A 20,319-nucleotide genomic window follows, 5' to 3' on the forward strand; every position below is an offset into this window, starting at 1 on the left:
GGCCTGGAATTGCCGCGCGCCGTCGCCAGCGACGGCGCGCATATTCCCATCAGGCATACGAGCCCGCGGGCTCCTGCAAAGATTTACATGCTCCTGCAACGATTCCTGATCCGTCTTCTGACGATGCTGATCACGCTGTTCGGCGTGGCCGTCGTCGTCTTCGTCGTGATCCGCGTCGCGCCTGGCGATCCGATCGCCATGATGCTGCCGCCCGGCGCGACGGATGCCGACATCGCCCGGCTGCGGGCGCTCTACGGGCTCGACAAGACGATCGTCCAGCAATTCTTCATCTGGCTGTCCGGTGTCGTCAGGGGCGATTTCGGCACCTCGATCTCATTGCGGCAAGACGTGCTCGGCCTCGTCTTCAACCGGCTGCCAGCGACGCTGGAGCTCGCCATCGTCGCGCTGATCATGGCGGTGGGGCTTGGCGGCATGACGGCGATCATCGGCGCGCGTGAGCGTGGCACGGCGGTCGAGGCCGGCATCGACATCGCCAGCGGTGCCACCCTTTCCATTCCCGATTTCCTGTGGGGCCTGGTGCTGATCCTGCTGTTCGGCGTGCTGGTGCCGATCTTCGACATTTCCGGCCGCGTGTCGCCGCAGCTCGACCTGCCTTTTGTTACCCAGTTCTACCTGTTCGAGAGCATTTTACGCCTGCGCCTCGACCTGACCTGGGATCTCCTGAAGCACATGCTGATGCCGGCGGTGGCGCTGGCGCTACCGCTGGCGGCGATCATTTCGCAGTTGCTGAAACAGTCGCTGAAGGAAGTGCTCGACCTCGACTATGTCGTGCTGGCGCGGGTGAAGGGGTTTTCGGAAACGCAGGTCATCCTGCGCGAGGCGCTGAAGAACGCGGCCCTGCCAACGCTGACCCTGGTTGGCGTGCAGTTCACCTTCCTCATCGGCGGCACGGTTATCGTCGAACGGCTGTTTTCCTATGAAGGTCTCGGCAACATGGCGATCGACGCCGTCATCAACCGCGACCTGCCGCTGATCCAGGGCATCGTGCTGGTCTTCGCGCTGCTGTTCGTGCTGATCAACCTTGCCGTCGACATGATGTATGCGCTGCTCAATCCGAGGCTGCGCCATGGATAGAGCCTCAAGACGCGGGCTGAGCCCCAGACTATGGCTCGCCGGTGGCTGGCTGCTGCTGGCGCTGCTGGCAGCGATCTTCGCGCCGCTGGTCGCGCCGCAGGATCCGCTGGCGCAGGATCTGATGCTGGAGCGGCTACCGCCGTTCTGGCTTGATGGCGCCGAGCCCGGTTATTGGCTGGGCACCGACAGCCTCGGCCGCGATCTCTTGTCCCGCCTGATCTTCGGCGGTCGTATCGCCTTCATCGTCGCCTTTGCCGCGGCGACCGCCGCCTGCCTGGTCGGTTCCACGCTTGGGCTGGTGGCAGGCTATTTCGGCGGCTGGGCCGATCGCATCATCTCGCGCATCGTCGATGTCTGGATGGCGTTTCCGCCGGTGCTGTTCGCCATCCTGCTGGTGGCCGTGCTCGGCACGGGTCTCAGCTCCGTCATCCTTGCCATCGCCATCATCGACTGGACGCGTTTCTGCCGGGTGATCCGCGCCGAAGCGATGGGCCAGTCGCGCATGGACTATGTCGAGAATGCCCGCATCGCCGGCTATGGCCGCATCGGCATCATGCTGCGCGAAGTGCTGCCCAATGTGGTGCCGTCGATCGTGGCGCTGCTGTCGCTGGAGATGGGTATCGCCGTCATCGTCGAGGCGATCCTGTCCTTCGTCAATCTGTCGATCTCGACCGACGATCCGACCTGGGGCAGCATCATCGCCGAGGGCCGGCTGTCGATCCACCAGGCCTGGTGGGTGCTGGTGTTTCCGCTGATCACGCTGATCCTCACCGTGCTTTCGTTCAGCCAGTTCGGCGAGGCGCTGAAGGCGCGCTTCGACCCGGTGCTGCGATGAGCGCCTGCCTCGACATCGCCAATCTCAGCGCCGTGCTGCCGAACGGCCAGCGCGTGCTGCGCTCGGTGTCGCTCTCCGTGCAGCCCGGCGAAGTGCGCGCGCTGGTCGGCGAGAGCGGGGCCGGCAAGACGATGATCGGTAAGGCGGTGCTCGGTGTGCTGCCGTCGAGCGTACGCATCGTCGAAGGCGATATGCGGCTTGAGGGCGAAGACCTCGGCAAGCTGCAGCCCAAGGCACGGCGGACGCTGATCGGTGCCCGCACGGCGCTGATCCCGCAGGATCCGCTGACCGCGCTCAATCCGTCGCGGCGCATCGGCCCGCAGATGACAGACCGGCTGGTGCGCATTCTCGGCTGGAGCAGCGAGAAGGCAGACACCCGCATCCGGCAATTGCTGGACGAGGTGCAGATCCGCGACCCCGATCGCGTGCTAAAAAGCTATCCGCATGAACTCTCCGGCGGCATGCGCCAGCGCGTGCTGATCGCCGCCGCCTTCGCCGCCGAACCCCGGCTGATCGTCGCCGACGAGCCGACCACGGCGCTCGACGTCACCGTGCAAAAGCAGATCCTGCGCCTGATCGCTGCGTTGCAGCGGGAGCATGGGACGGCGATCCTGTTCGTCACCCACGATCTCGGTGTCGTCGCCAAGATCAGCCAGAAGGTGTCTGTGCTCTATGCCGGCAAGGTGGTGGAAGAGGCCGACACGGCTGCGCTCTTCGCCGCGCCGCAACACCCCTATACGCGGGCATTGATGGCGGCGACGCCGCGCTACACCGACCCGTTCGCTTCGTTGAAGCCGGTGGACGATGCCGTGCTGGCCGGGCTCGCTTCGGAGATCGCTGCCGCCGACCAAGCCTGGAGGCGGCCGCATGGCTGAGCCGCTGTTTTCCGTGCGCGGGCTGAAGGTTGCGCTGCCCGACATGACGCGCAAGCCGCTGATCGGCCGTGCGCCTTTAGCCCAGATTTTGAAGGGTCTCGATTTCGACCTGCCGAAGGGCTCGGTGACGGGCATTGTCGGCGAATCCGGTTCGGGCAAGTCGACGCTCGGCCGTGCCTTGGTGCGCCTGCTGGAGCCGAGCGCCGGCAACATCACATTCGATGGCCTAGATATCACGCATCTGCCGGAGGCGGAGCTGCGGCCGCTGCGCCGCAACCTGCAGATGATCTTCCAGGATCCGATGTCGTCGCTCAACCCGCGCCGCACCATTGCCAGCATCATCGCGGCGCCGCTGAAGCAGAATGGTCTTGGCGACAATTTGAAGGGACGCGTCGCCGAAGCGCTGCAGCGGGTCGGGCTGCCGCAGAGCTTCGCCAGCCGCTACCGCCACGAATTGTCGGGCGGCCAGCGCCAGCGCGTCGGCATAGCGCGCGCGCTGGCGCTGTCGCCGAAATTCGTGCTGGCCGACGAGATCGTCTCCGGCCTCGATGTCTCGACGCAGGCGCAGATCCTTACCCTGCTTGAAAGGCTCGCGGCCGAGATGGGCCTGACCGTCGCCTTCATCAGCCACGATCTGTCGGTGATCCGGCGGCTGTGTAAGCAAGTGATCGTCATGCGCGAAGGCGTCATCGTCGAAGCCAGCGCCACCGACGCGCTGTTCGACAACCCCAAGCAGGCCTACACGCGCGACCTGATCGCAGCCATTCCGCTGCCTGAAATCGACGCCGGCTGGCTGGATATCCCGTCCGCGGCCAAGCCGCCGACATGAATGCATACGCATGCCGAAAAGCGGGTTTCGGACATGCGACCGCAAAGACCCAGGTCCCGCCAATGGAGAGGACTGACATGAAGACGATACTTCGCAATGCAACGCTCGCCGCTGCTGTCCTTGGCAGTGCCGGCATGGCCTCGGCGGATTCGATCCCAGGCATGCGCGGTCACGACCATACCGGCATCACCGTCCCCGACATGAAGCAGGCGGTCGACTTCTTCACCAAGGTGGTCGGCTGCAAGAAGGCGATGTCGTTCGGGCCGTTCGTCGACGACAAGGGCACCTTCATGCAGGATCTTCTGGGCGTCGATCCCAAGGCTGTCATCGAGCAGGTCACCATGGTGCGCTGCGGCTATGGATCGAATATCGAGCTGTTCAAATACACAGCACCCGACCAGAAGGATTTGACGCCGAAGAACAGCGACATTGGCGGCTTCCATATCGCCCTCTATGTCGACGACGTCGCCGCGGCTAAAGCCTATCTCGACGGCAAGGGCGTCAAGACCAGGATGGGGCCTTTGCCGGTCAAGGAAGGACCCGCCGCCGGCCAGACCATCCTCTATTTCCAGGCGCCCTGGGGATTGCAACTGGAAGCGATCAGCTATCCCGACGGCATGGCCTATGAGAAGGGTGCCGAGACGGTGCCGTGGAGCCCGAAGAACCCGGAAGTGATCCTTGGCGCGCGCTTGCGGAGCAATACGCAAGCGCGCCGTCCGATGTGCGTATAATGATTTCGACATAAAACTTTAAGCTTGAATATCTAGCCGCCGGCGCGATACTCGAAGATGCAGCAAGCGAAGAGGAGATCGCAGACATGAAGGTTGCGGTTCTCGGCGGCGGACCAGCCGGCCTCTACTTTGCCATTTCGATGAAGCTCAGGGACGCCGCGCACGATGTGACGGTGTTCGAGCGCAACCGCGCCGACGACACGTTCGGCTGGGGCGTGGTGCTGTCGGCCGAGACGCTGGAGAATCTCGCCAAAAACGATCCGGTCAGCGCCGTCTGGATCAAGAAGCATTTTGCCTACTGGGACGACATCGCCGTCATCCATGACGGTGTGCGCACGGTCTCGTCAGGCCACGGCTTCTGCGGCATCGGCCGCAAGCGGCTGCTGGTCCTGCTGCAGCGCCGCGCCCGTGAACTCGGCGTCAAACTGATGTTCGAGACCGACATCGCCGATCCCAAGCCCTATATGGAGACGCATGACCTGGTCGTTGCCGCCGACGGGCTGAACTCCAGGGCGCGCAACACTTTCGTCGACATCTTCAAGCCGGACATCGACACCCGCAAATGCAAGTTCGTCTGGCTCGGCACCAACCAGAAATTCGACGACGCCTTCACCTTCATCTTCGAAAAGACCGAGCATGGCTGGGTGTGGGCGCACGCCTACCAGTTCGACAGCGAGACCGCGACCTTCATCGTCGAATGCAGCGAGCAGACCTGGGCTGCCTTCGGCTTCGGCGCGATGACGCAGCAGGAATCGATCGCGGTGTGCGAGCGCATCTTCGCCAATCATCTCGGCGGCCATGTGCTGATGACCAATGCCAACCACATCCGCGGCTCGGCCTGGATCAATTTCCCGCGCGTGCTGTGCGAGCGCTGGTCTTACAAGAACCTGGCGCTGATGGGCGACGCTGCCGCATCGGCGCATTTCTCGATCGGCTCCGGCACCAAGCTGGCACTGGAAAGTGCCGTAGCGCTGGCCGAATATGTCGAAACCGAACCGGACCTCGACGCCGCCTTCCGCAGATATGAGGACGCGCGCCGCACCGAGGTGCTGAAGCTGCAATCGGCGGCGCGCAATTCGCTCGAATGGTTCGAGGAGGTCGAGCGCTATCTCGGCCTCGATCCGGTGCAGTTCAACTATTCGCTGCTGACCCGTTCGCAGCGCATCAGCCACGAGAATTTGCGGCTGCGCGATGCCGAATGGCTGGGCGGCGCGGAAGAATGGTTCCAGCGCCAGGCGGGCGCCGGCGGCAACAGGCTGCGCCGCGCGCCGATGTTCGCACCGTTCAAGCTGCGCGACCTCAGGCTCAACAATCGCGTCGTCGTCTCGCCGATGGCGCAGTACAAGGCCGTCGACGGCTGCCCGACCGACTGGCATTTCACCCACTATGCCGAGCGCGCCAAGGGCGGCGCCGGCCTCGTCTATATCGAGATGACCTGCGTCAGCCCGGAAGGGCGCATCACGCCCGGCTGTCCAGGTTTCTATGCACCCGAACACGAGGTGGCGTGGAAACGCTTGGTCGACTTCGTCCACTCCGAGACCGAAGCCAAACTCTGCGCCCAGATCGGCCATTCCGGGGCCAAGGGCTCGACCCGGCTCGGCTGGGAAGGGACAGATGTGCCGCTGGCCTCCGGCAACTGGCCCATCATGGCGGCATCGGCGGTGGCGTGGTCGCCGCAGAATCAGGTGCCGAAGGCGATGGACCGCGCCGACATGGATCTGGTGCGCGACCAGTTCGTCGCCTCGGCCGAGATGGCTGACCGCTGCGGTTTCGACATGCTCGAGATCCATGCCGCGCACGGTTATCTCCTGTCGTCCTTCATCACGCCGGTCACCAACCGGCGCACGGATGACTATGGCGGTTCGCTTGATAATCGCATGCGCTATCCGCTCGAAATCTTCCGCGCGGTGCGCGCTGTCTGGCCGGCGGGCAAGCCGATCTCGATGCGCATCTCGGCCAATGACTGGGTTGGCATCGAAGGCGTCACACCCGCCGACGCGGTCGAGATCGCGCGGCTTTTGCACGAAGCCGGCGTCGATATCTGCGACGTCTCGGCCGGCCAGACTTCGGCACTGGCAAAGCCGGTCTATGGCCGCATGTTCCAGACGCCGTTTTCCGACCGCATCCGCAACGAGGTCGGCATGGCGACGATGGCGGTCGGCAACATCTATGAGCCGGACCATGTCAATTCGATCCTGATGGCCGGCCGTGCCGATCTGGTGGCGCTGGCCAGGCCGCATCTCGCCGATCCCTACTGGACGCTGCATGCAGCGGTGACGCTCGGCGATCGTGGCGTCAAATGGCCGGATCCCTATCTGCCTGGGCGCGACCAGCTCTACCGGCTGGCCGAGCGCGATGCCGCTGCGGGGCTGAAAGTATGACGGCCACAACAGCGATCTCCGGCAAGCACGCGCTGGTCACCGGCGGCGGCTCCGGCGTCGGGCGGGCAATCGCGCTAGCCTTGGCGAGTGCTGGCATCAACGTCACCATATGCGGCCGCCGGGAGACGGAGCTCGCCAAAGTAGCCGGCGAAAGCGACCGCATCTTCGCTATCGCCGCCGACGTCACCGATGAGACGGCGATGACGTCGCTTTACGAGACGGCGCAAGTCGCGCGCGGACCCTTCGACATCGTCGTCGCCAATGCCGGCATGGCCGGCAGCACACCGGCACACAAGACCACCCTTGCCGACTGGCAACGGACGCTCGACGTCAATTTGACCGGCGCCTTCCTGACGGTGAAGCCAGCGTTGGCCGGCATGGCCGCGCGCAAGGCGGGGCGGATCGTCTTCATTGCTTCGACGGCAGGCCTGAAAGGCTACGCCTATGTCGCGCCCTACGTCGCTGCCAAGCATGGCGTCGTCGGCCTGATGCGGGCTCTTGCCGCCGAGACGGCGAAATCGGGCGTCACCGTCAACGCTGTCTGCCCGGGCTTCGTCGAGACCGACATGCTGGAAGAATCCATCCAGCGCATCATCGAAAAGACCGGCCGTTCGGCCGGCGAGGCGCGGGCAAGCCTCGCCTCGACCAACCCGCAGGGCCGCTTTATCCAGCCACAGGAAGTTGCCGCCGCCGTGTTGTGGCTGTGCGGCGATGCGGCGGCATCGATCACCGGACAGGCGATCTCGATCTCAGGAGGCGAAACATGGTAGCCGGCCCCCTGCCCGCACCCTCGGGACCCGGCAAGGACCGGCTGCGCCTGTGGATCAGGCTGCTGCGCGCCTCGCGCACGATCGAGGCCGAACTGCGCGAGCGCTTGAAGAAAGAATTCGATACGACGCTGCCGCGCTTCGACGTGATGGCGGCCCTCTACCGCGTGCCCGAAGGCATGCTGATGAGTGACCTGTCGCGCTTCCTGCTGGTCTCCAACGGCAATGTCACCGGCATTGTCGACCGGCTGGTTTCGGAGGGATTGGTCGCCCGCGCCCGCCGCAATGGCGATCGCCGCACTTCGATGGTGCGGCTGACCGAGGAAGGCACCAAGTCCTTTGCCACCATTGCCGCAGCGCATGAGAGCTGGATCGGCGAATTGTTGGGCAAGGTCAGCGAGGAGGATGCTCGCCGGCTGACCGGTATGCTGACCTCGTTCCGCAGCAACTGGGAGGGACGCGAATGACTGGGATGGCCGGCCTCAAGCCGAAGCATTTCCTGTGGCAGGTCGAAGGCCGGATCGCAAAGGTCCGGCTCGACCGGCCGGAGCGCAAGAACCCGCTGACCTTCGACAGCTATGCCGAGTTGCGCGACACGTTCCGCGACCTCGTCTATGCCGACGATGTCGACGCCGTGGTGTTCCTGTCCAATGGCGGCAATTTCTGCTCCGGCGGCGATGTCCACGACATTATCGGGCCGCTGGTCAAGATGGACATGAAGCAGCTTCTCGCCTTCACCCGCATGACCGGCGATTTCGTCAAGGCGATGCTGAATTGCGGCAAGCCGATCATCGCGGCTGTCGACGGCGTCGCGGTCGGCGCCGGCGCCATCATCGCCATGAGCTCCGATATCCGCATCGCCACGCCGGAAGCCAAGACCGCGTTCCTGTTCACCCGCGTCGGCCTTGCCGGCTGCGACATGGGCGCCTGCGCAATCCTGCCGCGTATCATCGGCCAGGGCCGCGCCGCCGAACTGCTCTACACGGGCCGCACCATGACGGCGGCCGAAGGCGAGCGCTGGGGCTTCTACAACAGGCTGGTCGATGCCGCAGCGCTCGAAGCCGACGCGCTCGACATGGCGGCGCGCATCGTCTCCGGCCCGACCTTCGCCCATGGCATCACCAAGACACAGCTCAACCAGGAATGGTCTATGGGCCTCGACCAGGCGATCGAGGCGGAAGCACAGGCGCAAGCGATCTGCATGCAGACACGCGATTTCGAGCGCGCCTACAAGGCGTTAGTGGCCAAGGAAAAGCCGGTGTTCGAGGGCAATTGAGGATGTTTTCTTCGCTCAAGAAGGACATGCCGGCGGGACAGCGCCCCCCTCTGTCCTGCCGGACATCTCCCCCACAAGGGGGGAGATCGGCTGTCATTGCCGCTTTCGCCAATCGCCAGCGCTGCAAGATGGGTGCCGGCGTCCAAGCTGCCAATCTCCCCCCTCGTGGGGGAGATGTCCGGCAGGACAGAGGGGGGCCCCGTAGAGCGCAACGCTCCAACTACTGCGGAGGGAGAAATGCCTGACCGTTCCTTCCTCAACTGGCCCTTCTTCGAAAACCGCCACCGTGAGCTCGCCGAGCACCTCGAAACCTGGTGCCAACAAAACCTCCCCGTCGATCACCATGACGTCGATGCCGCCTGCCGAGAACTGGTGGCGAAACTCGGCCGGGACGGCTGGCTGAAGCCGACAGCTGTTGACACCGACAATCCTGGCCCCCTCGACGTGCGCACCTTATGCATCACCCGCGAGACGCTTGCCCGCCATGACGGGTTGGCCGATTTCGCCTTCGCCATGCAAGGGCTCGGCACCGGCGCGCTCAGCCTGTTCGGCACGGCGGAGCAGCAGCAATGGCTGGCAAAGACGCGTGCCGGCAAGGCGATATCAGCCTTTGCCCTGTCGGAGCCACGCTCCGGGTCGGATGTCGCCAACACCGAGATGACGGCGACTCGCGATGGCGACAGCTACATTCTCACCGGCGAAAAGACCTGGATTTCCAATGGCGGCATCGCCGATCTCTATGTCGTCTTTGCCCGCACCGGTGAGGCGCCGGGCGCCAAGGGGCTTTCCGCCTTCATCGTGCCTGGTGATGTCAAGGGCCTTGGCATCGCCGAGCGCATCGAGGTGATCGCGCCGCATCCACTGGCGCGGCTTTCGTTCGACCAGGTCCGCCTGCCGGACGCCGCACTGATCGGCAAGCCCGGCGACGGTTTTCGTATCGCCATGTCGGTGCTCGACATTTTCCGCTCGACCGTTGGTGCGGCGGCACTCGGCTTTGCCCGCCGCGCGCTCGATGAAAGCATCAGCAGAGTGGCCGAGCGCAAGCTGTTCGGCGCGCCGATGGCCGAGTTGCAGATGGTGCAAGGCCATATCGCCGACATGGCGCTCGACGTCGACGCGGCGGCGCTGCTGGTCTACCGCGCCGCCTGGACCAAGGACATGGGCGCCGCCCGCGTCACCCGCGAGGCGGCGATGGCCAAGCTGTTCGCCACCGACAAAGCGCAAGAGGTGATCGACAAGGCCGTGCAACTGCATGGCGGCGACGGCGTTCGCAAAGGCCATATCGTCGAGAGCCTGTATCGCGAGATCCGCGCGCTGCGCATCTATGAGGGTGCATCCGACGTGCAGAAAGTGGTCATCGCCAGGCAAGTGATGGGCGCGGCCTGACGGTGAAAAATTGACGGGCATTCGATTTTGAGACTTTGGTTTTGGGAATACCGGGAGGCTAGAAATGCACGAGATTCTGCAGCCGGAAGGCTGGGCCAAGCCGGTCGGCTACGCCAATGGCGTCGCGGCGCGTGGGCGGTTCATCTTCGTCGGCGGACAGGTCGGCTGGAACGGGCAGTGCCAGTTCGAAACCGACGACTTCGTCGGCCAGGTGCGGCAGACGCTCGCGAACATCGTGGCGGTGCTGGCCGAGGCAGGTGCTGAGCCGCGGCACGTCACCTCGATGACCTGGTATTTCACCGACAAGGCCGAGTACCTCGCCAATCTCAGGGGCATCGGCGAAGCCTATCGCGAAGTGATCGGCCGGCATTTCCCGGCGATGGCTGCCATGCAGGTGGTGGCGCTTGTCGAGGACCGCGCCAAGGTGGAGATCCAGGCGACCGCCGTCATTCCAGACTAACGAGTTCGGCCAGACTAACAAGTTCGTTCGGCCGGAATAAACGCCCATCGCTTCGTCATCCACGGGCGGAGCAAGGAGCGAAGCGACGCGGCGCAGACCCGAAGATCCATGCCGGGACTTGGAAGCGCTGCTGCGGTGCAGAATTCTGCACCGTTGCACCTGTTAGCAAGGTCACGGAATGGATCCCAGGGTCTCCGCGACGGAGCTTCGCTCCTTGCTCCGCCCGTGGATGACGACGTTGGGAAGGTCCTGGCCACCTAACCGATCAAACCCTACCCGCGAAGCCCCGCCTGCCCCAAGATCGGCAGCACGTGGTCGCAGAAATAGGGCAATTCCCTGGTGTAGTTGACGAAGGACAGCGCAATGCCCTGATAGCCATGTCCGGCAATGGCGGCCATGTCGGCGGCAATCGTTTCCGGGGTTCCGATCAGAGGATAGGTGCCGGCACCGCCGGCGAAACGCTGGCGGTAGCGGTCATAGGCGTGCGGGTCGTGCGACTGCGAGAATTCCTTCTTGCCAGCCATGTGGGCATCGACCGCATCATGGTCAGCCATATCAACGGCATAGCGCGTGTAATAAGCCTGCGCCTCTTCCATGGTCGGGCGGCAGACGACATGCGCCACGGTGTAGACGCCGACATCCCGGCCGACCTTGTCGGCTCGTTCGCGGATGTCGGCGACATGCTTGCCGGCATCGCTCATCTCGGAAAAGGTCGTGAACAGATAATCGCAGCGGGCGGCGGCGAAATCGCGGCCCGGTCCGCCGAACGCGGCGTTCATCGTCACCGGACGCGGGACCTGCAGGCTGGCCGGCCGGCTGACGGCTTCCCTCAGGCGATAGTAAGTGCCTTCATAGTCGAGAGGCTCGGCCGACGCATAGAGCTTCTCCAGGATTTCGATCCATTCGGCCGCCTGGTCATACCCCTTCTCGACCAGCGGCGTGCCGAACATGCCGAATTCCTTCGGGTTCCAGCCGCAGACGATGTTGAGGCCGGCGCGGCCCTGGCTGATATGGTCGACTGTTGCCAGCGCCTTGGCGGCGTAGAGCGGGTGCACCAGCGGCACATGCACGGTCATGAACAGGCCGATCTGTTCGGTGGCCACGGCTAACGCCGCTGCCCAGGTGAAGGTTTCGAACGACCATTCGCGCACCTTGTTGCGGCCGCCAAAGCCGCGCCAGCGCGCAATCGGCAGCATGAACTCCAGCCCGGCGCGGTCGGCGATTTGCGCCGCGGTCAGATTGTCCTGCCAGCTTGCCGTCCAGCGTTCCGGAACATCGGTGATGGCAAGCCCGCCATCGGCGTTGGTCGAAAAGACGCCGAGTTTCAGTTTGTTGGAGCCGTGCAAGGGATGTGGTTTGTTCATGTCGCGACCTCCCGGCGAAGATCGCACGCTACGGCTCCGCGAAAATATTTCAAGCATGAAATAGCTTCGCCTTGCGCTGGTTTGCCGATATGAATTCGGCGGAATGAGAAAGGGATCGGCATGAGCGAGTTCCGCCAGAAATGTATCGGCAAGGCAAACCTCGTCGGTTCCTTTGCTGCCATTCCGCACCCCGTCGCGGTCGAAGTGATGGCGCAGGCCGGCCTCGATTTCCTCTGCATCGACTGGGAGCATGCCCAGATTTCGCGCGACATGATCGAGACCATGGTGCGCGCGGCCGACCTCCATCGCGTGCCGGCGATGGTGCGCGTTCCCGGCCATGCGCCGGAGGCGATCCAGGCGGCTTTGGACAGCGGCGCGCAAGGCGTGCTGGTGCCGCGCGTCTCGACCGCCGTGCAGGCCACGATGGCCGTCAAAGCCTCGCGCTATCCGCCGCTGGGCGAGCGTGGCGTCGGGCCCGGCCGGGCCGCCGGCTACGGCTATCGCATTCCCGAATATCTCGCCGACGCCAATGACAGAACCGTCGTTGCGGTCCAGGTCGAGACATCGGAGGGGCTCGCCAATATCGACGCGATCGCGGCCGTCGACGGCGTAGATTTGATCTTCGTCGGTCCCGGCGATCTTTCGGTGTCGATCGATGCGATCGGACCTCAAGGCGCCGACAAGCTCAATACGGCGATCCGGACAATCATCAGCGCGACGATCGCACACGACAAGGCAGCCGGCATATTTTGCGCCAGCCCGCAGACTGTCAGCCGCTGGGCAGCCATCGGCGCGAGTTTCTTCGTGCTGGCCAGCGACACGATGTTTCTGGGCGCCGGCGCCGCGGCCAACTCTGCCGCCGCGCGCGACGAATTGGCATAGGCGGGCCCGACTAGGCAAAAAAGCGTATCGCGGGAGCAACAGGGCGGCCAAGCTTTTTAAGCTTAAAACTTTCGCCTTGAAAAGCGTCCCACTTTGGATAAGCATTCAAAATCGATGGCGGCTGCCGTGCCGGAGGGGGTTGCCGGCCAGTCCATCGTGGTGTTCGGGTGGGAGGGGTTCAGTCCTTGACGTTCATGCTGCCCCAGTCGTCGTCCAGCGCGCGCTATGCTTTCGATGGCGTGCGCGCCCAGATTCACGACCTGCACACTGAAAACATCGCCAACCGCTCGACCGCATGGTCGCGGCCATGAATTGACGCCCCGCTGGGAGGTGGGACGGCAAGAAACCGTGCGGGGCCAGCCCCGTCCGATCAACAACCAGAGGGAATACCCCAGAGGGAACACCAATGAAGCTCAACCGTCGCAATCTCATCCTGCTCGCCGCTGCCATCGGCATCACCGCCGGCCCTGCCACCGCCTTTGCCGCCGATGTGCTCAATGTCGGCGCCTACCCGACCAATCCGCCCTTCGAATACAAGAACGAGAGCGGTACTTTCGAAGGCTTTGAAGTCGACATCGTCAACGAAGCGGCCAAGCGCATCGGCATGACCACCGATATCGCCGATCTCGGCTTCCAGGCGCTGTTCGCCGCTACCACGTCGAAGCGCATCGACGTCGCCATCTCGTCGATCACCATCACGGCGGAGCGGCTGAAGTCGCAGTCGTTCACGCAGCCCTATTATGATTCCGACATGGGCATCGCGACGAAGACCGACAGCGCTGTTAACACCGAGGCCGATCTCAAGGGCAAGATCGTCGGCGTGCTCTCCGGCTCGACCGGCGAGACCTGGGTCAAGGCGCATCAGGAAGCCGACGGCTTCAGCGACGTTAAGGGCTACGACACGCAGCAGAACCTGCTGCTCGACCTCAGCGCCGGCCGCGTCGACGCCGCCGTCAGCGACATTCCGGGCATGGAATATTCCTTCACCAAGATGAAGGACCTGAAGGTCAAGCAGCGCATCAAGACCGGCGAACAGTACGGGCTGATGATGACCAAGGACCATCCGCTGCTCGGCAAGCTGAACGACGCGCTGACGGCGATGAAGAAGGACGGCACGCTGGCCGCGATCCACAAGAAGTGGTTCGGCAGCGACGCGCCGGCCGATTCCTCGACGGTGAAGGAAATGCCGCTGCCGAAGGCCTGAGTGGCGACGCACTGAAATCGTGCCGGCTTTTCCAGGCCGGCACGATTCATTTCACGCTCTAGCGCCTGCTGCCGCACAGACCGCCTCACCGTAGGCGACGTCGTTTGGTTTTAACTGGAGCACCCTTTGCTCTGGCGTCGCGGGACACAAAACAGTTCGGGAACGCTCCCATGTCGCTGATCGACACCTTCTTCAATCCCGATGTCATCATGTCCAGCCTGCCGGCGCTGCTGCGCGGTTTCCTGAACACGCTGCTGCTCGGTATCCTGAGCATCGGCATCGGTATCCCCATCGGCCTGGGGATCAGCCTGGTGCGGCTCTATGCGCCGAAGCCGCTGCGCTGGCTGGCGGTCGGCTATACCGACATTTTTCGCGCCCTGCCGGTGCTGGTGGTGCTGATCCTGATCTATTACGCGCTGCCCTTCCTCGGCATCCGCCTGTCGTCCTGGGCGTCCGCGGTGACGGCGTTTGCCTTCATCATGTCGGCCTATTCGGCCGAAGTGTTCCGTTCCGGCATAGAGAGCATTCCGAAAGGCCAGTTCGAGGCGTCGCAGGCGCTTGGCCTGCCGTTCCTTTTGACGTTGCGCAAGGTGGTGCTGCCGCAGGCGATCCGCGTGGTCATCCCGCCGATGACCAGCAACTGCGTCTCGATGTTCAAGGACACCTCGCTCGCCTCGACCGTGGCGCTGCCGGAACTCTTGAAGGAAGCGACCAACGCGCAGTCGCTCTACGCCAACCCCTCGCCGCTGATCGGCGCGGCGCTGGTCTATCTGATCTTCCTCTGGCCGATGGTGCGCCTCGTCAGCCTGCTCGAAGACCGCTTCAAGACCGAGAAGACGCGCTGACATCGCCAACCAATCCACTCGCCCAAGTTCTTGTAGGAGCTTACCCCGTGAACAAGCACCAGACCGAAACAGCGAACGCCTCAGCGTTCCCCGTCGACACCATCCGCGCCATGTTTCCCGCTCTGCAGCGGGCCGGCGATTTCATCTTCCTGGACAATGCCGCCGGCGCGCAGATCCCGCAGAGCGTGCTCGACGCGGTGACCAACCATCTGGTTTCGCACAATGTGCAGCGCGGCGGCCGCTATGGCCGCAGCGTCACCGTCGACCAGTCGGTCGCCGATGCCCGGACCAGCGTGGCGCTGCTGATCAACGCCTATAGCCCGGCGGAAATCTGCTTCGGCATGAACGCCACGTCGTTCATCCGCCTGGTCAGCCTCGGCATCGGCCAGATGCTTGCCAGAGATTCAGAGGGGGAACGCGACGAGATCGTCATCACCGACATGGATCACGATGCCAACATCGCGACATGGCTGGCGCTGGAATCCGTCGGCGCCAAATTCAAGTGGTGGCGGATGCGCGAGGACGGCAATCTGCATGTCGACGATCTGCGCCCCCTGGTGTCCGACCGCACCCGTCTTGTCGCCTGCACGGTGACGGCACATTCGATCGGCTCAATCGTCGATGTCGCCTCAGTGGCTGAGATCGCTCATGCGGCTGGCGCGGAAGTGTTCCTCGACTGCGTGCATTACGGGCCGCACGGGCTGATCGACGTTCAGGCCTGGGATTGCGACTATCTCGTCTGCTCCGGTTACAAGAATTTCTCGCCGCATATGGGCTTCCTGTGGGGCCGCTTCGACACGCTGAAGCGGCTGCCGACTTTTCGCGAGGATTTCATCCCCGACGAGCCGCCCTACAAGGTCGAGGCCGGCACCTTCATCTACGAGAATGTCTCCGGCATGGATGCCGCCGTGCAGTATCTGGAACTGATCGGCCGCAATCTCGCACCCTCCAACAACCGCTCGCGGCGCGAAAACATCGTCGCCGGCATGGGCGCCATCCGCGACTATGAGCTGGTTCTGGCGCGCGAGATGCTCGCAGTACTGAAAAGTTGCGGCGCGACCATCTATGGCGTCGCCGACGAGGCGCGCATCAACGAGCGCGTGCCGACCTTCTGCTTCAACATCGGCAAGCTCTCACCGCAGCGGATCGTCGAGGAAATGGCCGAGATGCAGATCGGCATCCGCGACGGCCACATGTACGCGCCACGGCTGATGAAGCGCCTCAACCTGTCGATGGACAGCGGCGCTATCCGCGCCTCGCTGGTCCACTACAACACGGTCGAGGAAATCCGCCGCTTCGGCGAGGCGCTGCGGGCGATTATCGCGAAACTGTCGTGACATGACTGGTCTTGGCGACACCGATGATGAGAGCGCGAACGGGGCGACATCTCTTGTTGTCCTCAGCGAACCGACGCCAGAGGACATTGTCGCCCTGGAAGATGGCCTTTACGGCTTCAACGTCGTTGCGACCGGCGTCGATGACGGCCGCTATTTGTCGATCTTCCTGAAGAGGAATGACGGGACGATCTACGCAGGTCTCCACGGGCACAGTTGGGCGGGCGTATGCGAAATCAAGACGCTATGGATCGCCGACAGCGAGCGTGGCAAAGGCCTCGGCTCGCGCCTCCTTGCAGCCGCAGAACAGGAGGCTCGGCTGCGCGGGTGCCATGTCATCCATCTCGCGTCCTTCACCTTCCAGGCGCCGAACTTCTATGAAAAGCATGGATTTCAGCGGCTGGTGCAACTCGAGGACTTTCCGCGCGGCCACGCCAATGTCCTGCTCGCCAAGACGCTGATGCCTGAGGCACCCGTCTAGGTCATAGACCCATAAGGGGGATTCCCAAAACGTGCGATGAATGATTCAACCTTCGTAGTTGAGGAGGTTTGATATGGCACGTTTTGATCTGACGGATTTCGAGTGGTCGACTATCGAACCGTTGTTGCCAAACAAGGTGCGCGGGGTAGCGCGGGTTGATGATCGGCGGGTTTTGAACGGCATCTTCTGGCGGCTTCGGACTGGAGCGCCATGGGCAGACATCCCGGCACGCTACGGGCCGCACACGACCTGCGTCAACCGCTTCAACCGATGGCGTCGAGCGGGTGTCTGGGACCGGCTTCTGGATGCCGTTTCAAAGGCTTACGATGGGGACATCCAAATGATCGACTCGTCCTCGATCCGCGTCCATCAGCATGGTGCAAACGCCCAAAAAAAGATGGCCGATCCCGTTGCGTGGGTCGCTCGCGGGGCGGCCTGACGACCAAGATCCATGCGCTCGTTGACGCCGAGGGACTACCGATCGCCCTCAAGCTGACCGAGGGACAAGCCCATGACGGCCGCAGCGCCCGGGAGATGTTGGGCGGTTTGGGCGACGGCCAAATTCTGCTTGCTGACCGCGCCTATGACGCAGACGAATTGCGCGCCAGCCTCAAGCAACGCGGCGCTTGGGCTAACATCAAGCCGATGCCGAACCGCAAAAATATCCCCGCATTCAGCCCGTGGCTATATCGCTTTCGAAACCTCGTCGAACGCTTCTTCAACAAACTCAAGCACTTCCGAGCCGTTGCCACACGATACGACAAGCGCGACGATAACTTCCTTGCAAGCGTCAAACTCGCTTCTTTTCGTATCTGGTGCCGATTTAATGAGTCTATGGCCTAGAGCGTTTCACCGTTTCATGGAAACGGCGAACCGCTCTAACTCTTTGCTTTGACGCAATTCCAGACGGAAAACCGCTCACACTTTTCCTGGAATTGCTCTAGTTTGCCCTCACCAGAAGGCAGCGACGTCCAGAGTCAGGCCGCCGCCTTCTTCTTCGCCAGTCTCGCCTTGATCGAGGCGACGTCGGCGCGCGGTGTCGCGGCGAACAATGTCCTGGTGTAGCTGTGTTTGGGGTCTGAAAAGACCTCCTCGCGCGAGCCGTATTCGACCGCCTCGCCGAAATACATCACCATCACATCGTCGGCGATGTAGCGCACCACGGACAGATCGTGGCTGATGAAGACATAGGTCAGCTGGAATTCGTCCTGCAGGTCGGCGAGCAGGTTGAGCACCTGCGCCTGCACCGACAGATCGAGAGCCGAGACCGGCTCGTCCAGCACCAGCAGGCTCGGATTGAGCATCAGCGCGCGGGCGATGGCGATGCGCTGGCGCTGGCCGCCCGAGAACATATGCGGGTAGCGATTGTAATGCTCCGGTCCGAGCCCAACCTTCTTCAGCATCTTCATGGCGAGGTCGCGCCGTTCCTCGGCCGACTTGTCGGTGTTGATCAAAAGCGGCTCGCCGAGAACGTCGCCGATCTTCTGGCGCGGGTTCAGCGACCCGTAAGGGTTCTGGAAGACGATCTGCACCTTGCGGCGCATCTCCTTGGAGAGCCCATTTTTAGCGATGTCGACCTTGTTGCCGTCGATGAACAGTTCACCCGAAGTCGCCGGATCGATCAAGGTGATGATACGCGCGAGCGTGGACTTGCCGCAGCCCGATTCGCCGACGATGGCCAGCGTCTTGCCCTTCTCGACACTGAAGAACACGCCCTTCACCGCATGCACGGTGCGCGCGCCGCGGAACAGCCCGCCGCCGACATGGTAGTCGCGCTTGATGTCCTTGCCTTCGACAACAATGGTCATGCGCTGGCTCCAGTCGTACTAATTTCCTGGGGCGCCGGCTCGAACAGCATGTCGGAGACGGTCGGCAGCCTGTCGCCGACGGCATTTTCGGGCAGCGCCGCAAGCAGCGCGCGTGTGTAGTTGCTCTTCGGACTTTCGAACAGCGACAGCACGTCGGCCTCTTCCATCTTGCGGCCCTTGTACTGGACGATGACGCGGTCGGCGGTCTCCGCCACCACGCCCATATTGTGGGTGATCATGATCAGGCCCATGCCGTATTTGGCCTGCAGCGAGACCAGGAGATCGAGGATCTGCTTCTGGATGGTGACGTCCAATGCAGTCGTCGGCTCGTCGGCGATCAGGAGCTTCGGATTGCAGGCAATGGCGATGGCGATCATGACGCGCTGGCACTGGCCGCCCGACATCTGGTGCGGAAACGAGTTCAGCCGTTCCGCCGGTTCGGCAATACCGACCTGCTGCAGAAGCTCGATGGCGCGCGCCCGGCGCTGGGCCTTGTCCATGCCCATGTGGAAGCGCAACACTTCCTCGATCTGGAAGCCAACCGTGAAGCAGGGATTGAGGCTGGCCATCGGCTCCTGGAAGATCATCGACATGTCCTTGCCGACGATCTTGCGCCGCTCGGCAGGGCCTAATTTCAGGAGATCGCGTCCGCCAAAGCTCATCTTGTCGGCGGTGACCTTGGCCGTCCACGGCAACAGGCCCATCACGGCCAGCATCGACACCGACTTGCCGGAGCCGGATTCGCCAACGATGGCGAGCACTTCGCGTTCGTCGACATGGAGCGAGACGCCATCGACGGCGCGGAACGGGCCGGACGCGGTCTGGAATTCGACGACGAGGTTCTGGATGTCGAGCAACGCCATCACGACCTCCTGAGCTTGGGGTCGAGCGCGTCGCGCAGGCCGTCGCCGACAAGGTTGATGGCGAGCACGGTGATCAGGATGGCAAGGCCGGGGAAGGTGACGACCCACCAGGCGCGCAGGATGAATTCGCGCGCCGAGGCGAGCATGGTTCCCCATTCGGGCGTCGGCGGCTGGGCGCCAAGGCCGAGGAAGCCGAGCGCTGCCGCTTCAAGAATGGCGTTGGAGAACGACAAGGTCGCCTGGACGATCAGCGGCGCCAGGCAATTGGGCAGGATAGTGCGAAGCATCAGCCTGGTATGGCCCGCCCCCGCGACCTTGGCGGCGACGACATATTCACGGCTTTTCTCCGCCATGACGGCCGCGCGCACCAGCCGGGCGAAATGCGGCTGCAGGACGAGCGCGATGGCCAGCATCGCATTGAACAGGCCAGGGCCAAGGATGGTGACCATCACCAGCGCCAGCAACAGCGACGGGAAAGCCAGGATGAGGTCCATGACGCGCATGATCGCCACGTCGACCCAGCCGCGGAAATAGCCGGCCAGCAGGCCAAGCGTGATGCCGCCGGTGAGCGCCAGCGTGACCACGACCGCGCCGATCAGCAGCGAGAAGCGCGCGCCGTAGAGCAGGCGCGAGAGGATGTCGCGCCCGACCGGATCGGTGCCGAGCAGATATTGTGTCGAGCCGCCGTCCTGCCATGCCGGAGGCCGCAGGAATGCGGTCTTGTCCTGGATGTCGGGTGCATAGGGAGCCAGCAGCGGCGCAAACAGCGCCGCCAGGACCAGCAGGATGAAGACGAACAGGCCGATGACGGCGCCGCGGTTCACCGAGAAATAATACCAGAAGGTCCGGAGACCGGTGAGGCGATCCGAGCTGCCGGCGGCCATCGGGGCGATTTCGGTCGAC

22 protein-coding genes are annotated in these 20,319 nt (G+C 63.5%); 18 read left to right on the forward strand and 4 right to left on the reverse strand.

Annotation, left to right across the window (positions count from 1 at the left end; translation table 11 throughout):
* Nucleotides 1-87 precede the first annotated feature (87 nt).
* From AC0V7N_RS00780 to AC0V7N_RS00830, 11 genes are all read left to right on the forward strand, one after another.
* Complete coding sequence (locus AC0V7N_RS00780; protein ID WP_475453846.1) at nt 88-1,095, forward strand: ABC transporter permease; 1,008 nt, start codon at nt 88-90, stop codon at nt 1,093-1,095.
* Entirely contained in the window at nt 1,061-1,930 is an 870-nt protein-coding gene (locus AC0V7N_RS00785; RefSeq protein WP_475453848.1) for an ABC transporter permease, read from the forward strand. Before AC0V7N_RS00780 ends, AC0V7N_RS00785 begins: the two co-directional genes overlap by 35 nt.
* A complete protein-coding gene (locus AC0V7N_RS00790) occupies nt 1,927-2,805 on the forward strand; it encodes an ATP-binding cassette domain-containing protein (protein WP_496627649.1) in 879 nt (292 codons plus the stop codon). The genes AC0V7N_RS00785 and AC0V7N_RS00790 overlap by 4 nt, the downstream gene beginning before the upstream one ends.
* Nucleotides 2,798-3,634, forward strand: coding sequence for an ATP-binding cassette domain-containing protein (locus tag AC0V7N_RS00795; RefSeq protein WP_475453849.1), 837 nt, complete (start codon nt 2,798-2,800; stop codon nt 3,632-3,634). The genes AC0V7N_RS00790 and AC0V7N_RS00795 overlap by 8 nt, the downstream gene beginning before the upstream one ends.
* 77 nt (nt 3,635-3,711) lie before the next feature.
* Nucleotides 3,712-4,365: a VOC family protein gene (locus AC0V7N_RS00800; RefSeq protein WP_475453851.1), complete on the forward strand. Its 654-nt coding sequence runs from the start codon at nt 3,712-3,714 to the stop codon at nt 4,363-4,365.
* An 86-nt stretch (nt 4,366-4,451) separates the two neighbouring features.
* On the forward strand, nt 4,452-6,746 hold the full coding sequence (locus AC0V7N_RS00805) for a bifunctional salicylyl-CoA 5-hydroxylase/oxidoreductase (RefSeq protein ID WP_475453852.1): 2,295 nt from the start codon (nt 4,452-4,454) through the stop codon (nt 6,744-6,746).
* On the forward strand, nt 6,743-7,516 hold the full coding sequence (locus AC0V7N_RS00810; RefSeq protein WP_475453854.1) for an SDR family NAD(P)-dependent oxidoreductase: 774 nt from the start codon (nt 6,743-6,745) through the stop codon (nt 7,514-7,516). Before AC0V7N_RS00805 ends, AC0V7N_RS00810 begins: the two co-directional genes overlap by 4 nt.
* Nucleotides 7,510-7,980 carry a MarR family winged helix-turn-helix transcriptional regulator gene (locus AC0V7N_RS00815; RefSeq protein WP_475453855.1) on the forward strand — a complete coding sequence of 157 codons (471 nt, stop codon included), beginning with the start codon at nt 7,510-7,512 and terminating at the stop codon, nt 7,978-7,980. Before AC0V7N_RS00810 ends, AC0V7N_RS00815 begins: the two co-directional genes overlap by 7 nt.
* Nucleotides 7,977-8,789, forward strand: a complete 813-nt coding sequence (locus AC0V7N_RS00820; protein WP_475453857.1) for an enoyl-CoA hydratase family protein — start codon at nt 7,977-7,979, stop codon at nt 8,787-8,789. The genes AC0V7N_RS00815 and AC0V7N_RS00820 overlap by 4 nt, the downstream gene beginning before the upstream one ends.
* A 237-nt stretch (nt 8,790-9,026) precedes the next feature.
* A complete protein-coding gene (locus AC0V7N_RS00825; RefSeq protein ID WP_475453859.1) occupies nt 9,027-10,175 on the forward strand; it encodes an acyl-CoA dehydrogenase family protein in 1,149 nt (382 codons plus the stop codon).
* Nucleotides 10,176-10,239: 64 nt separating this feature from the next.
* A complete protein-coding gene (locus tag AC0V7N_RS00830) occupies nt 10,240-10,635 on the forward strand; it encodes a RidA family protein (protein WP_475453860.1) in 396 nt (131 codons plus the stop codon).
* 272 nt (nt 10,636-10,907) lie between these two features.
* Here AC0V7N_RS00830 and AC0V7N_RS00835 read toward each other — a convergent pair whose 3' ends face one another.
* Nucleotides 10,908-11,999, reverse strand: a complete 1,092-nt coding sequence (locus tag AC0V7N_RS00835) for an LLM class flavin-dependent oxidoreductase (RefSeq protein ID WP_475453862.1) — start codon at nt 11,997-11,999, stop codon at nt 10,908-10,910.
* 120 nt (nt 12,000-12,119) lie between these two features.
* Here AC0V7N_RS00835 and AC0V7N_RS00840 point away from each other — a divergent pair, with 120 nt between their 5' ends.
* The 7 genes from AC0V7N_RS00840 (at nt 12,120) to AC0V7N_RS00870 (ending at nt 17,588) form a co-directional block, all read left to right on the forward strand.
* Nucleotides 12,120-12,881: an HpcH/HpaI aldolase family protein gene (locus AC0V7N_RS00840; protein ID WP_475453863.1), complete on the forward strand. Its 762-nt coding sequence runs from the start codon at nt 12,120-12,122 to the stop codon at nt 12,879-12,881.
* A gap of 185 nt (nt 12,882-13,066) precedes the next feature.
* On the forward strand, nt 13,067-13,192 hold the full coding sequence (locus AC0V7N_RS00845) for a hypothetical protein (RefSeq protein ID WP_475453865.1): 126 nt from the start codon (nt 13,067-13,069) through the stop codon (nt 13,190-13,192).
* A gap of 95 nt (nt 13,193-13,287) precedes the next feature.
* The gene (locus tag AC0V7N_RS00850) at nt 13,288-14,085 is read left to right on the forward strand and encodes an ABC transporter substrate-binding protein (protein WP_475453866.1); all 798 of its coding nucleotides are present in this window, start codon (nt 13,288-13,290) and stop codon (nt 14,083-14,085) included.
* Nucleotides 14,086-14,255: 170 nt separating this feature from the next.
* Nucleotides 14,256-14,930 carry an amino acid ABC transporter permease gene (locus AC0V7N_RS00855; protein WP_027032891.1) on the forward strand — a complete coding sequence of 225 codons (675 nt, stop codon included), beginning with the start codon at nt 14,256-14,258 and terminating at the stop codon, nt 14,928-14,930.
* Between the two features lie 47 nt (nt 14,931-14,977).
* Nucleotides 14,978-16,267 carry a cysteine desulfurase-like protein gene (locus tag AC0V7N_RS00860; RefSeq protein WP_475453868.1) on the forward strand — a complete coding sequence of 430 codons (1,290 nt, stop codon included), beginning with the start codon at nt 14,978-14,980 and terminating at the stop codon, nt 16,265-16,267.
* A gap of 1 nt (nt 16,268) precedes the next feature.
* Nucleotides 16,269-16,745 carry a GNAT family N-acetyltransferase gene (locus tag AC0V7N_RS00865; RefSeq protein WP_475453869.1) on the forward strand — a complete coding sequence of 159 codons (477 nt, stop codon included), beginning with the start codon at nt 16,269-16,271 and terminating at the stop codon, nt 16,743-16,745.
* A 73-nt stretch (nt 16,746-16,818) separates the two neighbouring features.
* Nucleotides 16,819-17,588 (forward strand): IS5 family transposase gene (locus AC0V7N_RS00870; RefSeq protein WP_475451259.1). Its coding sequence is split into 2 segments (ribosomal slippage): nt 16,819-17,133 and nt 17,136-17,588, totalling 768 coding nucleotides; the frame shifts between segments, so codons are not numbered across the junction.
* Nucleotides 17,589-17,722: 134 nt separating this feature from the next.
* Here the strand turns inward: AC0V7N_RS00870 and AC0V7N_RS00875 are convergent.
* From AC0V7N_RS00875 to AC0V7N_RS00885, 3 genes are read right to left on the reverse strand one after another with little or no spacing between them, the layout of a single operon-like run.
* A complete protein-coding gene (locus tag AC0V7N_RS00875; protein WP_496627650.1) occupies nt 17,723-18,553 on the reverse strand; it encodes a dipeptide ABC transporter ATP-binding protein in 831 nt (276 codons plus the stop codon).
* On the reverse strand, nt 18,550-19,416 hold the full coding sequence (locus AC0V7N_RS00880; RefSeq protein WP_475453872.1) for an ABC transporter ATP-binding protein: 867 nt from the start codon (nt 19,414-19,416) through the stop codon (nt 18,550-18,552). The genes AC0V7N_RS00875 and AC0V7N_RS00880 overlap by 4 nt, the downstream gene beginning before the upstream one ends.
* Nucleotides 19,416-20,300 carry an ABC transporter permease subunit gene (locus tag AC0V7N_RS00885; RefSeq protein WP_475460142.1) on the reverse strand — a complete coding sequence of 295 codons (885 nt, stop codon included), beginning with the start codon at nt 20,298-20,300 and terminating at the stop codon, nt 19,416-19,418. Before AC0V7N_RS00885 ends, AC0V7N_RS00880 begins: the two co-directional genes overlap by 1 nt.
* Nucleotides 20,301-20,319: the final 19 nt, after the last annotated feature.

The sequence above is a fragment of the Mesorhizobium kamtschaticum genome (genome assembly GCF_056174585.1).